The organism is Brevundimonas bacteroides DSM 4726 (genome assembly GCF_000701445.1).
In the GTDB taxonomy this organism is placed as follows: Bacteria; Pseudomonadota; Alphaproteobacteria; order Caulobacterales; family Caulobacteraceae; genus Brevundimonas; species Brevundimonas bacteroides.
In genome coordinates, this window is sequence record NZ_KL370782.1 from 23,045 (window position 1) to 41,201 (window position 18,157).

Sequence of the window (18,157 nt, forward strand, 5' to 3'; positions counted from 1 at the left end):
TTTGTGCGAGGCGATGCGAACCGGGTTCGCAGCCCTCAAAAGGAAAGCAGAAGGGCGAACGCACACTCGATCAGCGCCCAGCCGATCGAGGACCAGCATGTCGCCGCGACCAGGACGCCGAGCGTCCAGGCCAGCGCGACGCTGGAGACGATGCGCCGGCGGGGCGGACGGTTCGCGGGATGACGCGGGCCGAAGCTGCGTCCGCCGAAAAGGCGGACGAAGGCGAAGCGCAGAAGCCGCCACCACATCGGGGCGTACGTCTGGCCCTCGGCCTTGAGCTTGGCCGCCTCGACGCCCATCGCCTCAAGCCAGATCCGATCGGCCTCCAGCCTTGGCCGGGCGCCGGTCCGATACAGTTCGTCATGAACGACGTCCGACTTCGCGCAGAGGCCGAACGGCGGGTCGATCAGCCAGGTCAGCCGGGGCGTGCTTCCGTAGTCGGAACCGCAGCCCGGCTCGATCTCGACCAGGTCGCCGGAGCCTTCGAAGCCGACTTCGTAAGCGAAGGGCTCGACGACGTCGACGCAGCGCCGGCCGTGTTCGGTGCGGTACGCGACCCGGACGATCAGGTCGCGAGTGAACGAACTCATGATAGCCCCCCGACTGTTCAGGTTGTCGGCGAGGACCCCTGTCGTTCATCGCGGCCGGCGGATCCCTGCGGCTGGCCGAGTTCGATCGACGTCGTCAGCCCGCCCGATCGATCGATCGAATGTTCGACGGCGTCGATACGGTAATCCCCGTCGATCCCGGGGCGAGCGCCGATGACGCGGCAAATCCCCTCGGGCTTGGCGCTGACGTCCGCGTCGATCGAGACTGTCCCTGCGCCCGACGATCGTTCGGCCTCGGCCGCCGATGCGTTGGCCTGGTCGCGTGACGCGCCTTCGTCGGCCGCCGGATAGCGGACGACCAGGTCAGCGTCTGCGGTGTCCTCGGCGATCGGCGCGGTCTGCTCGCGAACCGTCGCGGAGTCGGGATCGTAATGGCGGGATCGAGCCCGGGTATGACGCGGCCGCCCGATGAACGGCGCGATATCCCAGCTCAGAAGGTTTCGGCCGTACTCTGCGATGGTGACGTCGAGCTGACGTCCAGAAACGGCCGTCCCCGCGTTTCTGCGGATCAGGAGCGCCCGATCCCCGATGACCTTGAACGTCCCGCCGACTTCGCGGCCGAGGCGCTGGCCGAAAGCGAGGAAACTCTCGCCTTCCATGGCGAGATACGGGCGCTGGATCTGGGAAAGTTCGGGATCGACCCTGACGTCCGAGATCCCGGCCGATTGGCCCGCCTGGCGCAGCGCCTGCTCGATCGTCACGTCGTCGAAATGACGTTCCTGGATCTGCTTGGCCCGTCCTAAGACGTCTGCGCCCTTAGCTGAAACTGTCAGGATTCGGCCCCCACTGCGATCCCCCCGTGAACGGGTTTCGTCGACCGTCCCGACGAAGGCCAGGCTGAGGCCGCGAGCGTCCGATAGGCGGATCTCGATCCTCGCCCGGGGCCTGGGGAGAACGATCGAGCCCGCCCGGTCGTCGAGTTCGATCTCGGCCGTGTCTGACGACTGGCCCGCCGCATCCCTGACGCGCAGGGACTGCAGGACGGGCGCAAGGGCGGGCGATATGTCCCGCCCGTTCACGTCGACGCGGAAGCGGGCCAAAAGGGCCGCCGCCGCCGATGCGTCTCGCGCCATGGCGTTAATCCCAGAGCTGGATGATCTCCCGCTCGGCCGGCTGGGCGGCCTCCTGCAGGACGGGGAGGACGACAACCGTCCCGAGGGGAATATAAGGCCCGAGCTGGGCGAGGCCGGGGTTCAGGGCGAGAACCTGTTCGACCAGGCCGGGGATCGGGCGGCGATACTTGCGCCAGACCAGGTCGGCCAGTGTTAGCTGATCCGCCGAAACGGTGATCGAGTCCGTCGTCATTGGATCAGCCCCAGCTGCGCGCCCTGATACTCGCCCTCGGGCGGGGGATCCCCTTCCTTGAGCTGGATCTCGAACTCGATCACCCGGGCGACGCCCTGGGCGTTCAGGCTCCGTCCGGATTCCCGAAGCCCGAAGATCAGATACCAGCCCATGGCCTGGCCATCGCCGCGTATCAGATGCTGGGCGGCCCCTGCGCTCTTGAGCTGCTCCAGCTCTTGCCATTCTTTCTCGCCGCCGAGCGCCTCCGGAAACAGCTTGCCCCGGAACGTCAGCTCGCGGGCGCTTTCGCCCATGAACTCGAATCCGGGCCGCCGCCCGAGGATCGGCTTTTCGGCGAAGTCGGCCCCCCCGGTCCGTTCGACTTCGTCGACGTTCAGGGGGGACACTTCGAAAACGATCGAGCCGAGGGCGTAGAGCATTAGGCGAACTCCCCGTTATCCGCGTGAATCCCGCCCATGAACTGACGGAACTCGGCGCGAAGCTGGGCCATGACGTCGCGAAACACGGTCTGGGCATCCGCGCCGGTGACGTGAAAGGGCCCGATCTGCGGGGCGAAGGTGTATCGCCGCTCCCCGCCGCGACCGCTCCCGGCGCGCTGCAGCTGGTCGTTCGGATAAACCGTCCCCGATCGCCCAGCCTTGAAGATCTCGGGACCTTCCTCGCCGACCAGATACTCGGCGCCCTGGCGGACGTGACCGCCCCGGGCGCGAGCGCCCGCAAGACGGGGAGCTGCGCCAGGGGCGGGCGGACGTCCGGGCCCAGGCGGGCGGGTCCCGCCGGCGCGTGGCGTCGGAAGGTTCGGAGCCTGTCCGCCGTTGCGCAGGCGGGCCCACATTTCCCCGGCCTTCTGGATCACGGTCGCGATCCCGCCGATCAGGCGGGCGATCCAGACGACAACGCCGCCGATCGCCCGTCCGGCCGACTCGCCCCAGCCGCGCCAGCTTCCCTCGGACCCCCCGCTGTCGCCGAGGAGCCTGCGAACCCATCCGACGACGGAGGAGATCCCGTCGATCAGGGGCTGCAGAGCCGGACGAACGGGCGCGATCGCGGCCATGAAACCGCTCGCGAACCCGGCGAAGAAGGCTTTCACCTTGGACCAGTTTTCGATGATCCAGGCCGCAGCCAGGACCAGGATCCCGATCCCGCTTCCGATCAGAAGCCCCCGGAAAGCGAGCTTGGTAAGCGCCAGGGCGCCCCGGACCATGCGCAGGGGGTTGAGCATCGTAAGCAGCCCGGTCGCCATGCCGCGAACGCCACCCGCCCGCATGCTGCGCGAGAAGATCGTCGCCTGCAGCGTTGCCGCCATGTATGCGCCGACCAGCTGGCGGCGCAGCCCCAGGGCCAGCTCGACGACGGCCGAACCCATGCCGACCATCCCGCCGCGCGTTCGATTCAGCTGGCCCCGGAATCCGATCAGCCCGAGGCCGAGATCCGCAAGGCCGGCCAACATCTGCGCCTTGCCGAACCGGAAAGCGAGCGTCGCGAGCCGAAGGGCGATCAGGGCCGCGACAGAGCCGACGACAAAGCGTGTCAAGCCAGGGAAGCGCTCGGCCATGGCCGCGACGCCGTCGGCGAAGGGACCGATGACGCCGAGGACACTGTTAATCCCGGGAAGCAGAGCCGTTCCGAAGCTGATCGCCAGGTTCTGGATCTTCGCCTTGAACGCGTCCGCCGCAGCGGCCGACGTCTGCATGCGCCGGGCGAAGTCCTGGTCGACGACGTCGCCGCCGTTAGCCGCAGCCGCCCGGATCCGGCGATACTCTTCCAGGTTCTGGATTAGCGGACGCAGCCCCTTCTGAACCTGCGCGTCCTCGAACAGGTCGCCGATCTTCGACAGATCGCCCCGGAGCGTCCGGTTCGTGATCTCGGCGATCGCCTCGATCGGCGTGAGCCCGCGCTCGGCGGCCTGGCGCAGCGAGGCCTCCAGGTCGACTCCCATCGCCGCGAACTTCCGCCGCGTCGCCGGCGCGTTGATCTTCTGCAGCACGTTCGACAGGTTCGTCGCAGCCTCGGCGCTGTCGCCCGCGCCCTTTCGAGCGATCTGCAGGGCGGCGGCCAGATCGGCGACGGCGGGCGTCCCCGTCTGGCCCAGCGCCGCAGCCGCAGCCGTCAGGCTGGGGAAGTACTGCGCCATGTCGCGCAGCTCGAACGCGCCTTCCTTGCCCGCGATCGCCATGACGCTGAGCGCCCGCGACGTCTGATTGAACGGGACGTCCAGGTTATCGACGGCAGCGAAGCTGGCCCGGGCGAGATCTTCGATCTGGGCCCGATAGGCCGTCGCCGCCCGGCCGATCGGCCGCATCATCGTGACCGCCTGGTTCGGATCCAGGCCGAAGCCGGCCAGGACGTCGACGCCGGCGGCGATCTCCTGCGCCGAACGGTTCACCTGCGGCCCAAGCGCCCGGATCGAGGATCCGAGCTGGAGCTGCGCCCGCCGGCTCAGGTTGGCCTTCTGGCCGATATCCTCAAGGACGGATTCGAACTCTCGCGCCGCCGCATAGGGACGCGAGAGGGCGAAGCCGAGGGCGACGGCCGTCGCGGCCGTGTCGACCAGGTCGGCGCGCAGCCGTCCGATGTTCTGACGGTTCGCGTCGGCCATCGCGCGCAGGCGCTGGCCATTGGCTTCGGAGATCGCCTGAGTGATCCCCCGGACCGACTGCGCCGCCCGGCGGGCGGGAGCCGTCACGCGATCGATCAGGGACAGGATCAGCTGCGACGTGCGGCGGGACATTCGGATCTCCTATTTCGTCCAGCCCCTGGCCCGGGCGATGCGCAGCGCCTCGGAATGCCAGAGGCGCAGCCTGGACCAGCGAAGCCGAAGCAGCTGGTCCAGGTCGCCCATGTTCAGGACGTGTGCCGTATCGGCAGCGAGGGCTCGCCACCCTCGCCAGTCGGAACCGGCGAGGAGCCCGTCGAGGAGGGCAAAGGGTCGAGCTGTTTGACCTCGGCCATGGCCGCCTCCAGATCCGACTGGCGCATCTTGCGGACGACTTCGATCGGCGTGTCGCCATCGGCGGCGATCAGTTCGATCATGGCCTTGATCTCGTTACCCCCGGCCATCACCGCCTCCTGGAACGTCTCCAGGGCGCCGAGCGAGGGGTCGAAGTCGACGACGGTCCAAGCCTTGCCGTCGTGGTGGATCGTCTTTTTGAGCGTGACCTGGGCCATCGGCTTAGCCCTGGATCCCCAGCATGCGGTTCGTTTCCGCTTGCTGGTCGACGCCGTTCATGCGGAGCGTATTGGTGAAGAAATCCCAATAGATCAGCTCGCGCCCGCCGAAGCTCAGCTCATAGTGCATGACCTGGCTGATCGAGTACTCGTCGCCGTTCAGCTCGCCGCGCTTGTACGCGTCGGGCGCGACCTTGCCGAGGCGTCCCTCGATCGAGGCGATCGACTGGATCGCCTGGCCGGTGCGCTGATCGCGCATCACGCCATACCCGGTGAAGCGGGTCAGCCGTTTCGCGCCCAGACCGAACTGCGTCAGCAGCTCGGGATCGAAGCCCTTGAGCTTGAACGTCGGCTCCAGCTTCTGGATTCCGACGGCGAACTCGACCTGAACGGCCGCGCCGCCGGCCATATGCTCCTGATACATCTCCTGGAGATCGGGGAGCTTGAACTCCTCCAGGGTCAGATGCTTCGAGTTCGACGGGTCATGGTCGCCCGCGAACAGGTTCACGGCTTCCATGAGATAGAAGGTAGATGCGGCCATCGGCCTGCGCTCCTCTTGAGGGGGTGATTAGGAAGGCGAGGGAGCGGCCCGGGCTCAGGCCGAGGCCTGGCCCGAGAGGCTTTCGAGCAGGTCGTCCAGGGCGTCGCGGTAGCGGGCCGACTGGATCGTCATATGACGCAGGACCGGGGCTTCCTCGAACGCGGTCCGGATCACGATCCGCCCCAGCCGCAGCTGATCGGGCTGGTTCTGGTCCGCGCGGAACTCGACCTTGGATCCGAGGATATCGCCGTCGGCTTCCCGGTCGCGCAGCTCATACTTCACCGTGTCCAGGATCGTCCGCAGGACGTTGCCCGTCAGGTTGAAGCGGCCGAGGTAGAACCGCAGCGTCCGCAGGAAAAACAGGTGAACGTAATCGCGGCCGCGCACCTGATGGTACTGACGCCAGAGTTCGTCCGGACCCGCGTTGTCGGTTCCGACGAAGACGAAGCCGCCGTCGGCGATCGCGCCGTCGACGCCACCTTCGCCGCGGACCACGATTCCGATCTGGTTCGCCAGGAGATCTTGTCCGCTGATCGCGCCGTCCGTCAGGCTGAACGCGATCGCCCGCGCCGGTCCGACGCCGCCCAGGATCGGGCGGTTCGCCCAGCTCCGGAAGGGGCGGCCGCCGTTTTCATGATCGACCTTGACGGCAAGGCCGAGGATCCTCGGCGCGAGCGGAACGGCCGTCGCGACGTTGCCGACCATGACTTTCCAGCCGCCGGTGATCGGGATCAGGCGCTTGTGCGCGATCGTCGCCCGCCAGGCCTTGTCGTTCGCGTCTGTGTCGTTCGGGCCCTCGACGACGGCGACGGCGAGCAGGCTGTCCAGGACAGCGCCCAGCGCCGCGCAGACGGCGTTCGCGGCCGCGCCGACGCGTTGATGCGTATAGCCCGGGACAGCGACCAGGCGGGGCGTCACGCCATGGGCGGTCGCGGCGGCCTTGAGGGCATGGATACCGCGATTGGCTGCGGTGATGTTCGCGATCGTCGCGGTGTCCTTGGCGGCCTGGTCGGCCCCGGCGCCCTCGGCGACGCGCACGATCACGATCTGCGCGGCCGTCTGGAACTCGCCGAGCTGATCATTGATCGCCGTCACGGCGTCGACCAGGGTTCCGGTCGCGCCGAGATCCGTCAGCGCCTGGGCGTCGTTCGAATAGATCAGAACCGGCGTGTCGACCGGATACTTGGCCTGGTCGGCCGCCGGGGCGGTGCCGACCAGGCCGACGACGGACATATTCGCGCCAGCGACGCTACGCGGCTCCGTCGCCTCCTGATTGATGGAAAAGCCGAAAGTGGGGTCGGCCATGGTGGTTTCTCCTGGGGCATGAAAAAGCCGCCCCGAAAGGCGGCGCGGGATGGTCGGAATGCGAACCGGGTTCGCATGGGGAGGCGGCTAGGCGATCTGGTTCGACCTTGGCCGCCAGGATCGTCAGGGCGTGATGATTTCGATCACGCGGGCCTGGGTAAGCACGCCGAGGTACGCGAACAGGGAGAGGCCTGCGAACGTATCGGGGTGGTTCAACTCGATGAACTCCGCCGGCAGATCGAACGCCTGCAAAACATCCTCGGCAGCCAGGAGCAGCGCGTTCGCTGGATCCTGATAGTCGGCGGCCGTGAGCGCGTTCAGTTCGCGCCGCAGCGCATTGACCGCGTAGCGCTCAGCTGGCGTCAGACGCCGCTGGAAATCCGCCTTAGTCACGCGCAGAGGCTGACGCGGCAGATCAACGAAGGCCGCGACCCTGACGACCTCGTCGCCCTCAACCGCAAGGGTCGAGGACGCGATCATCTGGCCAGGCGGAACCTCGGGCTCGACAATAGTGTAAACGCCGATCGCAGCCCGATCCTCAGCCGCCATAATGCTGAGGCTGGACCAGGAATGATCATTGTCGTCGCCGTCCCGATAGTCGACGCCGGGTGTAAGCTCGACGGGAACGCCGTCGAGGATGGTAGCGAATGCCATTTTGGCCGCCCCTTTGTTTGAAGCTGATTAAGCGACGTCGGCGGTTTCGATCGCTGGGAACTCTCGCCCCGGGCCCCAGATGATGCGCGCACCGGCAACGGAGTCACCCGCGCCGGACCCCTGCTGGCCGCAGAGACGCGCAATGGTGTCGGCCGCACCGTTAAGGGATGTCGGCGTATAGCCTGGCGGGCCCGAGTACTTCGCCGCGCCAGCACCGGGTCCCAAATCGTATCCGTGCCCGCCAGTCCTCAGGACCGCGCCAACGACAGAAGCATCCGCCGAGCCTGAGCCGCCAGCCGAGCCAAAATAGGCCGCAACGCTGACAGAGCCGTCCCCCCGGCTTCCGCCGCCCGCAGTCAGGAGAGAGGTTGCGCCCCTGAGCAGCCTGGCAGAACCGCCGGAGCCCGCCCAAGAATCCGTGATGACAGTTAGGGTCTCGCCGGGCGTGACTGGCAGGCCGTTCACATAGACCAGGCCACCGCCGCCGCCGTATGCGACGATAGTGTTACCTTCCCCATCGTCGATGTTGTAGTTCGCGCCGCCTCCGCCGATCAGAACGACAGAGATTGCGGTTACTAGCTCCGGCACCACGAAGGACTGACTGCCCTGGTTTCTCCAGAAGGCCTGTCCTTTCGGGCCGCCGGCGGCCGCGCCGACAAGGGCAGATCCGCGCATCAAACGAAGCCCTTCATGAGCGGCGAAACGTTAGGGATGGCGCCGTCGTACCAAAGCGTCAGCTGATCGACCGCGTTGGCGGCGGTCGAGAGCGTGATCGCCGACGTCTTCTTGATCGCTGAGTTAACAGCAACCGTTCGCCCGCCCGTCGCGTCCTGGCTGATCTTGATGATCCCGACGTACCCATCATATGCGCCGATCGGAGCGGCGATAACGATGTTTCCGATTGCTCGCATCTTGAAGTTAATGCCGGTGGAGAGATCCAGCGTCACCGCGCCTGACACGTTCCCCAGATCGACAAACGCCTGAGCATCCTTGAGAGCCTTCGCCACGACGAAAGCCGTGTCGTCAGCACCCTGACGGATCTGCGCGGGTGTGGCCGTATAGATGTTGAGGCCTACGGTACGCATGAGGGCTTGAGACGCCTGGCCCAGCAAGGTTCGCGCGACCGCGGACAGGTCCGTAAGCGCCAACGCTCCCGCGCCTGTCGCGTAGGGCAGTTTGTTCGCCGCCAGGCCCAGTCCGGCCAAGGCGTCGCCGTTGGCGCTCTGGTTTTGTTTTCCGGCCAAGCCAGCCAGGATCGGAGCGGACGCATCCGCCACGGCTTGCTGAATAGCGGCGGCCGCGTTCCTGAACGCCTCGGCTGCATCCCGGAAGACGCCCGCTTCGTTACGCTTCTCAGTGGCCACGCCTGCGGCGGCGGTTGATACGTCACGGGCGGCGACTGACACGCCAGCGGCGGCGATCGAGGCGTCGCGATGCTCAAGCGCAGTGTTTCGCGCGGCGACCGTCTCGCCGCGGACCGCCCGCCCTTCACTCAGCAGCGCTCTCTGGGAAAGCGTCGATCCAGCGATCGCCGCAATCTGCCATGAGGCCCAAGGGCCTGGGGCGCCGGTGAACGCCTCGACGCGCACGTCCCACTGTCCGATAAGGCGATCATAGCCGAGCGTCCGGACGACCGCGTAATCCTCGGGCCCGCCGCCCGTCCAGGTTAGGACGGCGTAAGGGCCGGGAGCAAAGAGATCCCGTTCCTCCTCGATAATCTCAAGCGCGAACTGCGCCTCAAGGGCGAGGGTCCGAGCCGTCGTCGAACGCGCCGTCAGCCACTGCAGTTGAGTGATCTGCAGGAGGCGATCCCGTAGCGATGCGATCACCTCCTCTGATCGGCCGAGGACCCGGTCGAGAACCAAGGAAAACCCCTGGTCCTCGCTCATTCGGGCGATCTCGGCCTTGGACAGCCTGTCGTCGAGATCCTTGAACCGGCGGTTCAGGAGATCGTCCGTCAGGGAGTCGTCGGGCTTGATCCGATAGATCTCCTCGAACCGGGTCGTCATGGATCAGTCCCCTTTCGGAGGCTCGGCGACCAGCTCGGCCGACGCGATCGCGTCCTCCAGCTGGGCCGCGACGTCGCCCCGCAGTTCGAGGGCGTCTGCGCCGGGCGACAGGAACCGGCCTGAACCGGCCGGATATTCGACGGACCGCGACAGCTGGACGCTGTAGCGGCGCGCAGGATCGAACCGCGCCCCGGAAGGCGCGGCTGCAGGTTTTCTGGCCATCGTTGGCTGGTCCTTACTGAGCGATCTCGACCAGCTCGGCGACAGACCAGTTCGAAAACTCGCTGTCAGTCGTTCCGTCGAGGATCGAGCGGTACGCGTTCGTCGCGGCCGCCAGGTTGAAGGTTGCGCGTTTCTCGACGACGCCGTCGCTCTGGGCGACGGTCGTCACGGTGTCCGCCGTTTCGATCACCCCGTCCGCCCGTCGGACAGTCGGCGTGAACGTATGGTGAGCCGGGTCGAACCCGCGCAGACGCCAGATCTGGGTGATCGTGTTCGCATTGGCGGGAAGCGCCTTAGAGGGCGTCACGCCCTTGAGGATCTTCGCCATGCGGGACACGCGGACCCGGGATCCGGTAAGCCGCAGCGCGGGCGCGACGTCGGGCGTACCGACGAAGGTCGCCCGCAGCGGGAGCAGGGCGTTCAGGGCGGCCAGGAGGCCGGGATCCGTCTCGCCCAGCTTGCGCCAGAAGCCGCCGATCTGGACGCTCCAGACCAGGTCGGTCGAACCGGGGACGATGGCATCCGAGAGGATGTCGATCCCCTGGATCCCGCCGGCCAGCTGGAGAGGCGCGAAATCGACGTCGACGGTCGCCTTGGGGAAGGCGGCCCGCCAGTCTCGCCAGATCAGGTGAACGGAAGGCTCGGCGAACCAGGTCCCGCCGTTCATCCCGTAGAAGTAGGTCCCGGTCGCGCCCTGCGTCGCGGCGCCCTGGGCGTCCGCCACGCCGATCTGGAACGCGTGCTGCGTCACAAGGAAGTACCCGTACCGCTTGCCGCCTTCTAGGAAGGTCGGCTCGATCGGGAACTTGGCCGGAAACTGCGCCGTCTGTTCTCCGATCGTGAGAACCTGGTTCGCATTGAGCGTGACCATGGCGAGGACCCGGCTCAGGTCCGGCTGACCTCGATCCGTTTCGCAGATCCCGATCGTCAACGTCCCGGCGGCGGGCTTGGCCGTGATATGCGGGCCCAGCGCCGTGATCCAGGCATCCTGAGAGTTCAGGAAGGTTTCGACGTGCGCGTATCCGAGCAGGTTCTCCTCAGTCGGGAGGCGCGACCAGTACGGCGCAGACGTGCTGTCGATCCAGAGCTTGGACAGCCGCAAAATCTTGTGACCTTCGGAGTCGACGCGGCCCGTATCGAACACCTGGAACACTTCGCCCGCGCGGGAGAAGGTGTTTCGGACCCCCGCATTCAGGCGGTCGCCGTACGCGCCCTGAGCCCACCAGGCCGAGCCGGTCGAAACTTCGAAGTCCGCGCCGTAGCGGATCCGGTCGCGGCTCATGCTCAGGCGGACCAGAGCGCGGTTTTCCAGGTTGGAGTACTCGGCCAGGGAGAGGATCCCGCTCTGGCCTTTCGTGATCCTGCGCTCGATCTCCGTATAGGCCGGCATAAGCAGGCCACCGGCCGACTTCACCACGCCCGGCGCGTTCGGATTGAGCAGGGCGAGTTCGCCCTCATGCTGGGCCGCGAACGGGAACCGCAGGCCTTCGTCGACCCGGGCCGCATAGCCCGCGAAGGCTGCGTCGACGGACGTCGCCGGATCCAGAAACTGCGTCCCGCGATATCCGACGTACGTCGAGGGGACGTCGAGGCGCGCCTTGAGCAGGGCGACGTCCGCCGTCGTCGACAGGAGCAGTTCCTTGTCGCCGCCATCGGACAGCTGCGACGCGATGCGGGCAAGGTCCGACTTCAGGGTCGACACCTGCGGACGGATCTCCTGATCAGAGGCGACCAGATCCTCGACCTGGTCGGCGACCTGGGAAAGCGGCCGCAGCTCGCGCGACACGTTGCGCGAGATCGAGACGATCCCCGCCGGATCCATTTCAACCAGGGCGACGATCACCGCCGAGGCGTCGATCACCGGCGCTTGCGGCGAAACCGCCTCGGCCCCGCCGACCGCCTCCAGGCGAGCCTGGCGACGACGTTCCATGGCGACCGGCTGGGGCTCATAGGTCAGCGTCTCGGCGTCCGTCAGGAACTGGCGCTGCTCGACGTCCGTCTCGATCTCCTCGGGCCAGGCGACGACCGCGACGATCTTGCGCTGCAGGTTCGGACGCAGGCCATTTAGATCCAGCGGGACACCGCCGGGTTCGTCCCGGAAAAAGCGCTTCCCGTCGAACCAGAGGCGACCGGCCGCGACCTTGACCGACGTCGCCGTCGATTGCGTCACGGCGAAGCCGACGAAGCGCCGACCCGGCTCGATCGCATCCATGGCGATATGGTCGTCGGACTCCTGGCCAAAGCGGCTGATGTTGTTCAGGTCGTCCGGTGTGACTTCCTGGCGGTCGCGAAAAATAGGCCGCTGTTCCATGTTCAAAGGCTCCTGATGATCTGGCCGACGCGGAAGGTCCCGTCGAGCGGGACGCCGTCGCCGGCGGTAATGCGGCGGTGAAGGGCGGTGCGAACCTCGACCTTGTCGCGGCCGAGCTTCGCGGAGCGGATGGCGGCCATGGCCTCCTCAGTCCGCTGCGGATCGAAGGCTTCGATGAAGCCGGGCAGATGCGGGAAGCGGCGGGCCTTGCGGCGGCGCTGCGACAGGTCGACGGCCAGTTCCAGGTGGAACGCGGGCTGTCCGAGGCGTGAGAAGCCTGCGGTAAGGCCCGCCCGCCTGCGGACCTTGCCCCGCTGGACGCGGCTCGGCTCGAACAGTCGGATGCTGTCGTAAACGGCCTCCCGCGCGCGCGAGGCTCGGACGAAGCGGAAGGGCCCGGCGAGCGCCTGGCCGACGGGGAGGGCTATCAGGCCGGGCTGAGGCGATGCGACACGCTCTGGCCGGACGTCGATCGGCTGCAGGCCTGGCCGCAGCGTATCCGGACCCGCAGCCCCCGGCCGGAAGGCGTACAGGCGATCCGCAGCTTGGGAAGCCAGCGGGACCAGGAAGCGCGCCGAGGCGATCCCGAGAACGCAGCGGCGACCAGGCGAGGGAAGCGCGATCCTTACGGACTGCGCAAACTCGCTCGCGCCGCTGACGACCTGAACGGCCGCCGAGGACTCGAGTCCCCGATCAACGATAACCGCCCGAGCGCCCGCATAGATCGGGCCCTCGCTCGACCGAACCGTCCAGCGTTCTGACAGCCAGCGTCCGGGCGTCGCGACGCCGAGCTGACGGTTCCGGTTCCGATAGTGATAGACGCGCAGCTCCGGGAACTGCTCCAGCCATCGCTGGCGCTCCTCGACCGTCATCGCGTCACGCGTGACGGCTCGCTGAGGCGGCGCAATGATCTGGACCAGCTCGGCGTCGAGGAACGACAGGTGCCCCTCGAAACAGGGGACGGTTCCGCGTTGTCGCTTGAGCTGGATCGAAGCCGTGATGACCTGGCGCTTTTTCGCGTCCGCCCAGTCGGATCGCCAGACGGAGACGCCATGGGCCGCCGCCAGATAGGGCAGGACGGCTGCAGGGGCCGTCAGTGGAGCCCAGAGCGTCGACAGGTCCGCCGGCGCTATCGGGCGACGCCCTGCGTTCGTCAGCGATACCGCCCGCATGAGCGGCGTCGCGTTCTGCGGTTGCAGCGAAACCTGATCAGACAAGAGGCGTCTCCAGTGTCAGGTTCACGACGCCCAGAACCGCGACGCCCGCGGCGCCGGGATCGACGTCGGCGGCGGGTACGGTGCGAACGACACGCTCGACGGCCGAGGCGTGAAGCGCGGCGTCCAGGCCGCTCTGCGCGACGACCCGGCCGCAACGGCGGCGGTCGTCGGCGTATGCGTCCAGACGCTTGCGGATCTCGGCCAGGACCAGAGCAGGATCCGGGCCTCTCGCGATCTCGATAGTCGCCGCGACGTCGTAAACAACGGGCGTCGCCAGGGAAACGGAAAGGACGTCGCTGGCGGCTGCGGTGTCCCGGTCGAACACGGCCGCGCGCACCGCAGCAAGGACGTCGGCCTCGACCTGATCCCGCTCGCAAACGATCTGGATCCGGACTTCGCCGGGAGGGACAAGGCCGGAAGCGTGGTTCAGCGCCAGCGCGTCGCGAACGCCGGGATGCGCGCTGAGCGCCTGGTACTCATAGCCGCCGAGGGTGCCGGGGCTGGCCGCCTCGGCCGCCAGCGAGATCCGCTTGCGGAATCGATCGTCGGCCTCGCCCTCGATCCGGCGAACGCCGACCGTAGGGAACAGGGTCGCGGCCAGCTGGTCGAGGATCGCGCCCCGGGCATAGGCCAGCGTCAGGCTGCGCCCGGCGTCATTGATGGCCTGACGTTCCAGAAGCTCGCGATACGCGTCCTCCTGTTCAAGGATGGCCAGAGGATCCGTCTCAAGGCCGCCGACGTCATAGTCGAGGCCCGCGTCGGCCAGGCGCAGTCGCAGGCTGGCCAGCCGTTCGGACAGGATCTGTTCGTAATCGGCCGCGACCAGCTCGAACGACGGCAGTCGCGAGACGTCCAGGGTTTCGGCGAGGAAGCGGCTCATGACGTTCGGATCCCCTCCCCCTGCTCGCCTGTCGCGAGCGTGATGCGGCGCGTCCCCTCGGGCCGGGGGTCGCCTAGATGACCGCGCGGGCGATACTCGCCCTCGATCCAGATCTCGACGCGCCCGCTACGCTCCAGCCGGACGGGGACGACGCGGGAAACTTTGAAGCGCGGCTCGAACAGCTCGATCGCGACGGCGATCGACTGGAGCAGGCGCAGAAGGTTGGCCCGGTTCACAAGGCGGCCGAGAAGGGCGGCCGTGACCGCGCCGACGTAACCGCGCATCTGGCGCTCGCCCAGCCGGGTCGTCAGGAGGATTCCGACGGACTGGACGACGTGCGACCAGCCGCCGAGCGGGCGGCCCGTTCTGGCGTCGATACCGGCCATGAGGGCCTCCTGAGTTTAGACGAACACGCGGTCGGACCCGGTGCTGTTCAGGTCGCCCCCGCTGTCGCTGGAGCCCTTGAACACGACGCCGCGCTCGCCACGGTCGAGGCGGGTCTTCCCGTCAGTCACGATCTCCGATCCCTTGAGCAGGATCTGATCGCTGCGGATCTGGATCTCGCTGGACCCGAACCGCACGTCGAGGCCCTCGGCGGTGATCTCGATCCGAAGATCTCCGAAGGTCAGGACGTGGCGATCGACGTCGTCGCTCGGCGAGGGTTCGGCGTTCGACCAGGTGAACGGGATCGCCTGGCCCCGACGAATGTCCCCCGCAGGCGCGAGCAGCGTCATTTGCTGGCCCTCGCTGGGCGGACTGTGAAACTTGAGCGCCCCGGCGGTCTGCGAGTACGGGATCCAGGGCGAAAGGAAGGGTTCGCCGTCGGATCCGCCAAGCCGCAGACGGACCCGCTTGCGACTGGCGTCGACCGCTTCGACCGTTCCCTCGCGCATCGTATTGGAGAGACGACGCTCGACGTCGGCCAGGCGGCGCGACAGTTCCGCAAGCTCGCGCATGAGCTACTCCTCAGGCGGATCGATGACGCGATCGGCGTCGTCCCCGGCGATGGTGATCCTCGAAAGCAGAGGCGCGTCCTCGGACAAGGCCGCGTCGAACGGAGGCGCGAGGCCGATCCCCTCGACGCCCTCGCGCGTCAGGCCCAGAAGCCCCTGCGCGACCCGCCAGTCCGGCAACGCTTCGCCCGAGATCTCGGCCTCCAGGAGCGGAACTAGATCCTGCAGATCGGGCTCGCCCTGCAGGGCGTCGAGAACGCGCCGCCAGATCCCCTCGGCGGCCCGGCCGAAGCCCGGCTCGGGCAGGGGCTGGACCGTCAGGAGGAGCTGGCGCGCAGCGAACCGGACGCCTTCCTTGAACCCTGCGCCCCTTTGACATTCGACCTTGCGGACCCGGCCGATCATGGATCGCCAGAGTTCCGGCCAAGGCGAGCCGTCGGCCTGCAGAACGCGCAGAACCTGTCGCTCCAGCAAGTCGAGCTGCAGCTCTAGGCCCTGATCCGTTTCGGGGATGCTGACGGAGATCTCCGTCTGCGGACCGCCCTCGCCCTCGACCGTGCGCTCGACCTGATCAGCGACCACGATCTCGATCGAGATCTGCAGCGCGCGTTGCCCCGTCAGAAGATCGCGACCCTCGACCTGATCGGCCGCGAAGTCGTCGGTATAGACGACTAGGGCCGGGCGGCGCTGATCGGCGATCCTCTGATCGACCGGCAAGATCGCGGAATCTGAAACCCGGTCGCCGGCCATCGTTTGCCCCTTGAGGGACAGGACCGTCGCCAGGCGCAGGAACAGGGCCGCGATCGCCATCGTCAGCTCCTCCGAAGAACAGGGGCGTTGACGCGGTCGCCGTCGTCGGCGGCCGCGTCGAGGGTTTCAAACAGGTGGCCCGCGTTCGGACCCGTCTCGACCCGGATAAGGTCGCCCTTGCGGGGCCACTGATCGCGGGATGCGAACCCGGTTCGCATGAACGACGCCTCGATCCCGCCCGCCTTTAGCTGCAGATCGAAGTGACGCGCCCCGGCCGTCTGGCCGTCGGCGGGGCCTTCGGCTTCGCCCTCGCTGATCACGCCCTGCAGCTGCAGCACGACGTCGGAATCCGCAGAGCCCTTGACGTACGCCGAGCCTTCACGCGGCCGCAGGATCGTGACCAGCTCCCCGAAGAAGCCGTCGGCCGCCCGGTTCAATCGGGCGGCCGCGCTGGCCCAGCGGGACACCCCGCTTAGACCTTGCGGAGGGTGCGAAGCGTTTTCGGACGGGTGCAGAGGTTCAGTTCGTTCATCTGGATATCCAGATTGACGCCCTTCCCATTCGGCATCTCGTACTGCTTCGCATACAGGCGCCGCCCGCGGGTGTTCACGGTTTCGATGTAGTCCGCCGGCGCATGGTAGGTGCGGAACAGGCCGGGGACGCCCTCAGGGAACGAATGCCCGTCGTCGATCTCGACGAACCGCGCGTTGCCGACCTGGCCCCGGTAGTTCTCGAAGATCACGTCGGCGAACTCGAACGCGCCGAAGGACTCGCCGTTGGCCTCGATATAGCCCTCGCGCAGAATCTGCGCTTCGGTCCAGCCCTTGAAGGTCTCGCGAACCTCCTGATTGCCGAGGACGTGGTCGAACAGGTTGTCGCCGCAGAACACGCGGACCTTGCCGGTCCAGGACAGGCCGCCCAGCTCGGCCGCCTGGGCGCGAACCAGGGCCGCGCACCACTTGCGGAACGCGCCGTCGTCCTTGGCGGCCTTGAGAGCCGCGGCGTCGAAGTTCACGACGCCCGGCGCTGCGACGCCCATGGTCGTGAACAGGTTCAGCTCGGAACCGTCAGCGTAGGTGACGACGCCCTTGATCGCGCCGAGCTGGCTGAACTCCGTCGTCGCCGCCAGGTCCTGGCTGTGATCGGCGATCTTCTCGGCGACCTTGCCCATGACGGTTTCGAGTTCGGTTTCGGAGCCGAAGGCGCGAACGCCCTGGACTTCGTCGGCCATGACGGCGTCGTTCCGTTCGAAGTGCGGAACGCTGATCGGGATCAGCTTGCGTTCCTTGTCGGTATTGACGGCTTCGCCGGGAGCGCCGCGCGGGGTCGGAGCGACCAGCGACAGGCGCGCGCCTTTGGTTTCGATCACCGCCGTCGTGGTGGTGATCCCGTCGGCGCGGAACAGGCCGCTTTTCGAGATGCGGCCCGGGACGAACGCAAGGTCGTTCGCCGCGTCCGTCAGGTTTACGACGGAGAACGCGTCGTTATTGAAGATATCCAACATGAGGGTTGGTCTTTCCTAGGTTCGGTTGTTCGGAAGGGGCGGAGCGACGGGCGCTTAGCGGGCGATCAGGCCGTGCAGCGCCATTTGCTGCAGGGCCGTTTCCTTCTGCTCGGCCGTGACGCCGGCGGGCCAGGTGATCGAGTCCGCGATGATCTCCGCATCGCGCGCGATGGTGGCGATCGGGCGACGCTCGCCGACGGCCGTTTTCTCGGCATACAGCGGAAGGCAGGCCGCGATCTCCGTCCCGTCGTTCGCGGTCGGATCCCAGGCGACGACGGCCTCGCCGCCGGCGTCCAGGTCGACGACGATCTCGAACGAGTCCCCGACGACGAAGTCGGCCGCGCCGTCGGCGATCGTGAACTTGACGGCCTTGTTGAAGGCCGCGCCGACGTTCACCTGGCCGATCTCGACGCCCTCGGGATCATCGATCCGGAAGCGGCCGCCGTTGGCCGCCGCGGCGATGCAGATCGCCTTGTAAGCGCCCGGCTTGGCAGCGCGGCTGTAGGCGGGGTTCGCCAGCGTCAGAACGCCGTTTCCGGTGTTTCCGGCCACGGCGGCGGACGTCACCTGGACGCCGAGCGAGTCGAGGATGCGGGCCAGAGGCTGGCCGGGTTTGATGTCCTGTTCAGCGCCCAGGAACTCGGCGGCGCGCGAGCGCATGCCCTGGGCTTCGGACAGCACAAAGGCCGCCGCGACGCGGCCTGCAGTGAGGATGGTCATTTCGGGGTCC

General features: G+C 67.5%; 21 protein-coding genes. All 21 read right to left on the bottom strand.

The features are described from left to right. Positions 1-35: 35 nt before the first annotated feature. Positions 36-590 (bottom strand): DUF1353 domain-containing protein, encoded by a 555-nt coding sequence (locus Q333_RS17115; protein ID WP_051651362.1) that lies wholly within the window; start codon positions 588-590, stop codon positions 36-38. Between the two features lie 17 nt (positions 591-607). Beyond that, entirely contained in the window at positions 608-1,681 is a 1,074-nt protein-coding gene (locus tag Q333_RS0114845; RefSeq protein ID WP_051651363.1) for a phage late control D family protein, read from the bottom strand. Between the two features lie 4 nt (positions 1,682-1,685). Beyond that, positions 1,686-1,913: a tail protein X gene (locus Q333_RS0114850; protein WP_029418033.1), complete on the bottom strand. Its 228-nt coding sequence runs from the start codon at positions 1,911-1,913 to the stop codon at positions 1,686-1,688. Next, positions 1,910-2,332 (bottom strand): phage tail protein, encoded by a 423-nt coding sequence (locus tag Q333_RS0114855; protein WP_051651364.1) that lies wholly within the window; start codon positions 2,330-2,332, stop codon positions 1,910-1,912. Before Q333_RS0114855 ends, Q333_RS0114850 begins: the two co-directional genes overlap by 4 nt. Beyond that, entirely contained in the window at positions 2,332-4,644 is a 2,313-nt protein-coding gene (locus tag Q333_RS0114860) for a phage tail tape measure protein (protein WP_051651365.1), read from the bottom strand. The genes Q333_RS0114855 and Q333_RS0114860 overlap by 1 nt, the downstream gene beginning before the upstream one ends. 113 nt (positions 4,645-4,757) lie before the next feature. Continuing rightward, positions 4,758-5,081: a phage tail assembly protein gene (locus Q333_RS0114870; RefSeq protein WP_029418036.1), complete on the bottom strand. Its 324-nt coding sequence runs from the start codon at positions 5,079-5,081 to the stop codon at positions 4,758-4,760. Between the two features lie 4 nt (positions 5,082-5,085). Then, positions 5,086-5,622, bottom strand: a complete 537-nt coding sequence (locus Q333_RS0114875) for a phage major tail tube protein (protein ID WP_029418037.1) — start codon at positions 5,620-5,622, stop codon at positions 5,086-5,088. Positions 5,623-5,676: 54 nt separating this feature from the next. Then, the gene (locus Q333_RS0114880) at positions 5,677-6,927 is read right to left on the bottom strand and encodes a phage tail sheath protein (protein ID WP_029418038.1); all 1,251 of its coding nucleotides are present in this window, start codon (positions 6,925-6,927) and stop codon (positions 5,677-5,679) included. A 123-nt stretch (positions 6,928-7,050) separates the two neighbouring features. Next, the gene (locus Q333_RS0114885) at positions 7,051-7,581 is read right to left on the bottom strand and encodes a hypothetical protein (RefSeq protein WP_029418039.1); all 531 of its coding nucleotides are present in this window, start codon (positions 7,579-7,581) and stop codon (positions 7,051-7,053) included. A gap of 27 nt (positions 7,582-7,608) precedes the next feature. Further along, positions 7,609-8,256, bottom strand: coding sequence for a hypothetical protein (locus tag Q333_RS0114890; protein ID WP_029418040.1), 648 nt, complete (start codon positions 8,254-8,256; stop codon positions 7,609-7,611). Continuing rightward, positions 8,256-9,590 (bottom strand): hypothetical protein, encoded by a 1,335-nt coding sequence (locus tag Q333_RS0114895; protein WP_029418041.1) that lies wholly within the window; start codon positions 9,588-9,590, stop codon positions 8,256-8,258. Before Q333_RS0114895 ends, Q333_RS0114890 begins: the two co-directional genes overlap by 1 nt. 3 nt (positions 9,591-9,593) lie before the next feature. Next, positions 9,594-9,812: a hypothetical protein gene (locus Q333_RS0114900; protein ID WP_029418042.1), complete on the bottom strand. Its 219-nt coding sequence runs from the start codon at positions 9,810-9,812 to the stop codon at positions 9,594-9,596. A 13-nt stretch (positions 9,813-9,825) separates the two neighbouring features. Next, positions 9,826-12,123: a hypothetical protein gene (locus Q333_RS0114905; protein ID WP_029418043.1), complete on the bottom strand. Its 2,298-nt coding sequence runs from the start codon at positions 12,121-12,123 to the stop codon at positions 9,826-9,828. Positions 12,124-12,125: 2 nt separating this feature from the next. Beyond that, a complete protein-coding gene (locus Q333_RS17120; protein WP_051651366.1) occupies positions 12,126-13,340 on the bottom strand; it encodes a phage tail protein I in 1,215 nt (404 codons plus the stop codon). Then, a complete protein-coding gene (locus Q333_RS0114915; protein WP_029418045.1) occupies positions 13,333-14,220 on the bottom strand; it encodes a baseplate J/gp47 family protein in 888 nt (295 codons plus the stop codon). Before Q333_RS0114915 ends, Q333_RS17120 begins: the two co-directional genes overlap by 8 nt. Next, positions 14,217-14,606, bottom strand: coding sequence for a GPW/gp25 family protein (locus Q333_RS0114920; RefSeq protein ID WP_051651367.1), 390 nt, complete (start codon positions 14,604-14,606; stop codon positions 14,217-14,219). The genes Q333_RS0114915 and Q333_RS0114920 overlap by 4 nt, the downstream gene beginning before the upstream one ends. A 15-nt stretch (positions 14,607-14,621) precedes the next feature. Then, a complete protein-coding gene (locus Q333_RS17125; protein ID WP_051651368.1) occupies positions 14,622-15,176 on the bottom strand; it encodes a phage baseplate assembly protein V in 555 nt (184 codons plus the stop codon). A 3-nt stretch (positions 15,177-15,179) separates the two neighbouring features. Next, positions 15,180-15,983, bottom strand: a complete 804-nt coding sequence (locus Q333_RS0114930) for a hypothetical protein (protein WP_051651369.1) — start codon at positions 15,981-15,983, stop codon at positions 15,180-15,182. 2 nt (positions 15,984-15,985) lie between these two features. After that, positions 15,986-16,390 carry a hypothetical protein gene (locus Q333_RS0114935; protein WP_029418049.1) on the bottom strand — a complete coding sequence of 135 codons (405 nt, stop codon included), beginning with the start codon at positions 16,388-16,390 and terminating at the stop codon, positions 15,986-15,988. A 5-nt stretch (positions 16,391-16,395) separates the two neighbouring features. Next, the gene (locus tag Q333_RS0114940) at positions 16,396-17,427 is read right to left on the bottom strand and encodes a major capsid protein (protein WP_029418050.1); all 1,032 of its coding nucleotides are present in this window, start codon (positions 17,425-17,427) and stop codon (positions 16,396-16,398) included. Between the two features lie 54 nt (positions 17,428-17,481). Next, entirely contained in the window at positions 17,482-18,147 is a 666-nt protein-coding gene (locus Q333_RS0114945) for a head decoration protein (protein ID WP_029418051.1), read from the bottom strand. Between the last annotated feature and the right edge of the window lie 10 nt (positions 18,148-18,157).

Bases quoted from the DNA above. Each gene is read 5' to 3' on its own strand.
- Q333_RS0114870 (WP_029418036.1), bottom strand. From the start codon at position 5,081: ATGGCCCAGGTCACGCTCAAAAAGACGATCCACCACGACGGCAAGGCT.
- Q333_RS0114895 (WP_029418041.1), bottom strand. From the start codon at position 9,590: ATGACGACCCGGTTCGAGGAGATCTATCGGATCAAGCCCGACGACTCC.
- Q333_RS0114845 (WP_051651363.1), bottom strand. From the start codon at position 1,681: ATGGCGCGAGACGCATCGGCGGCGGCGGCCCTTTTGGCCCGCTTCCGC.
- Q333_RS0114885 (WP_029418039.1), bottom strand. From the start codon at position 7,581: ATGGCATTCGCTACCATCCTCGACGGCGTTCCCGTCGAGCTTACACCC.
- Q333_RS0114855 (WP_051651364.1), bottom strand. From the start codon at position 2,332: ATGCTCTACGCCCTCGGCTCGATCGTTTTCGAAGTGTCCCCCCTGAAC.
- Q333_RS0114860 (WP_051651365.1), bottom strand. From the start codon at position 4,644: ATGTCCCGCCGCACGTCGCAGCTGATCCTGTCCCTGATCGATCGCGTG.
- Q333_RS0114850 (WP_029418033.1), bottom strand. From the start codon at position 1,913: ATGACGACGGACTCGATCACCGTTTCGGCGGATCAGCTAACACTGGCC.
- Q333_RS17125 (WP_051651368.1), bottom strand. From the start codon at position 15,176: ATGCGCGAGCTTGCGGAACTGTCGCGCCGCCTGGCCGACGTCGAGCGT.
- Q333_RS0114880 (WP_029418038.1), bottom strand. From the start codon at position 6,927: ATGGCCGACCCCACTTTCGGCTTTTCCATCAATCAGGAGGCGACGGAG.
- Q333_RS0114890 (WP_029418040.1), bottom strand. From the start codon at position 8,256: ATGCGCGGATCTGCCCTTGTCGGCGCGGCCGCCGGCGGCCCGAAAGGA.
- Q333_RS0114940 (WP_029418050.1), bottom strand. From the start codon at position 17,427: ATGTTGGATATCTTCAATAACGACGCGTTCTCCGTCGTAAACCTGACG.
- Q333_RS0114930 (WP_051651369.1), bottom strand. From the start codon at position 15,983: ATGGCGATCGCGGCCCTGTTCCTGCGCCTGGCGACGGTCCTGTCCCTC.
- Q333_RS0114875 (WP_029418037.1), bottom strand. From the start codon at position 5,622: ATGGCCGCATCTACCTTCTATCTCATGGAAGCCGTGAACCTGTTCGCG.
- Q333_RS0114900 (WP_029418042.1), bottom strand. From the start codon at position 9,812: ATGGCCAGAAAACCTGCAGCCGCGCCTTCCGGGGCGCGGTTCGATCCT.
- Q333_RS0114905 (WP_029418043.1), bottom strand. From the start codon at position 12,123: ATGGAACAGCGGCCTATTTTTCGCGACCGCCAGGAAGTCACACCGGAC.
- Q333_RS0114920 (WP_051651367.1), bottom strand. From the start codon at position 14,606: ATGGCCGGTATCGACGCCAGAACGGGCCGCCCGCTCGGCGGCTGGTCG.
- Q333_RS17115 (WP_051651362.1), bottom strand. From the start codon at position 590: ATGAGTTCGTTCACTCGCGACCTGATCGTCCGGGTCGCGTACCGCACC.
- Q333_RS0114945 (WP_029418051.1), bottom strand. From the start codon at position 18,147: ATGACCATCCTCACTGCAGGCCGCGTCGCGGCGGCCTTTGTGCTGTCC.
- Q333_RS0114915 (WP_029418045.1), bottom strand. From the start codon at position 14,220: ATGAGCCGCTTCCTCGCCGAAACCCTGGACGTCTCGCGACTGCCGTCG.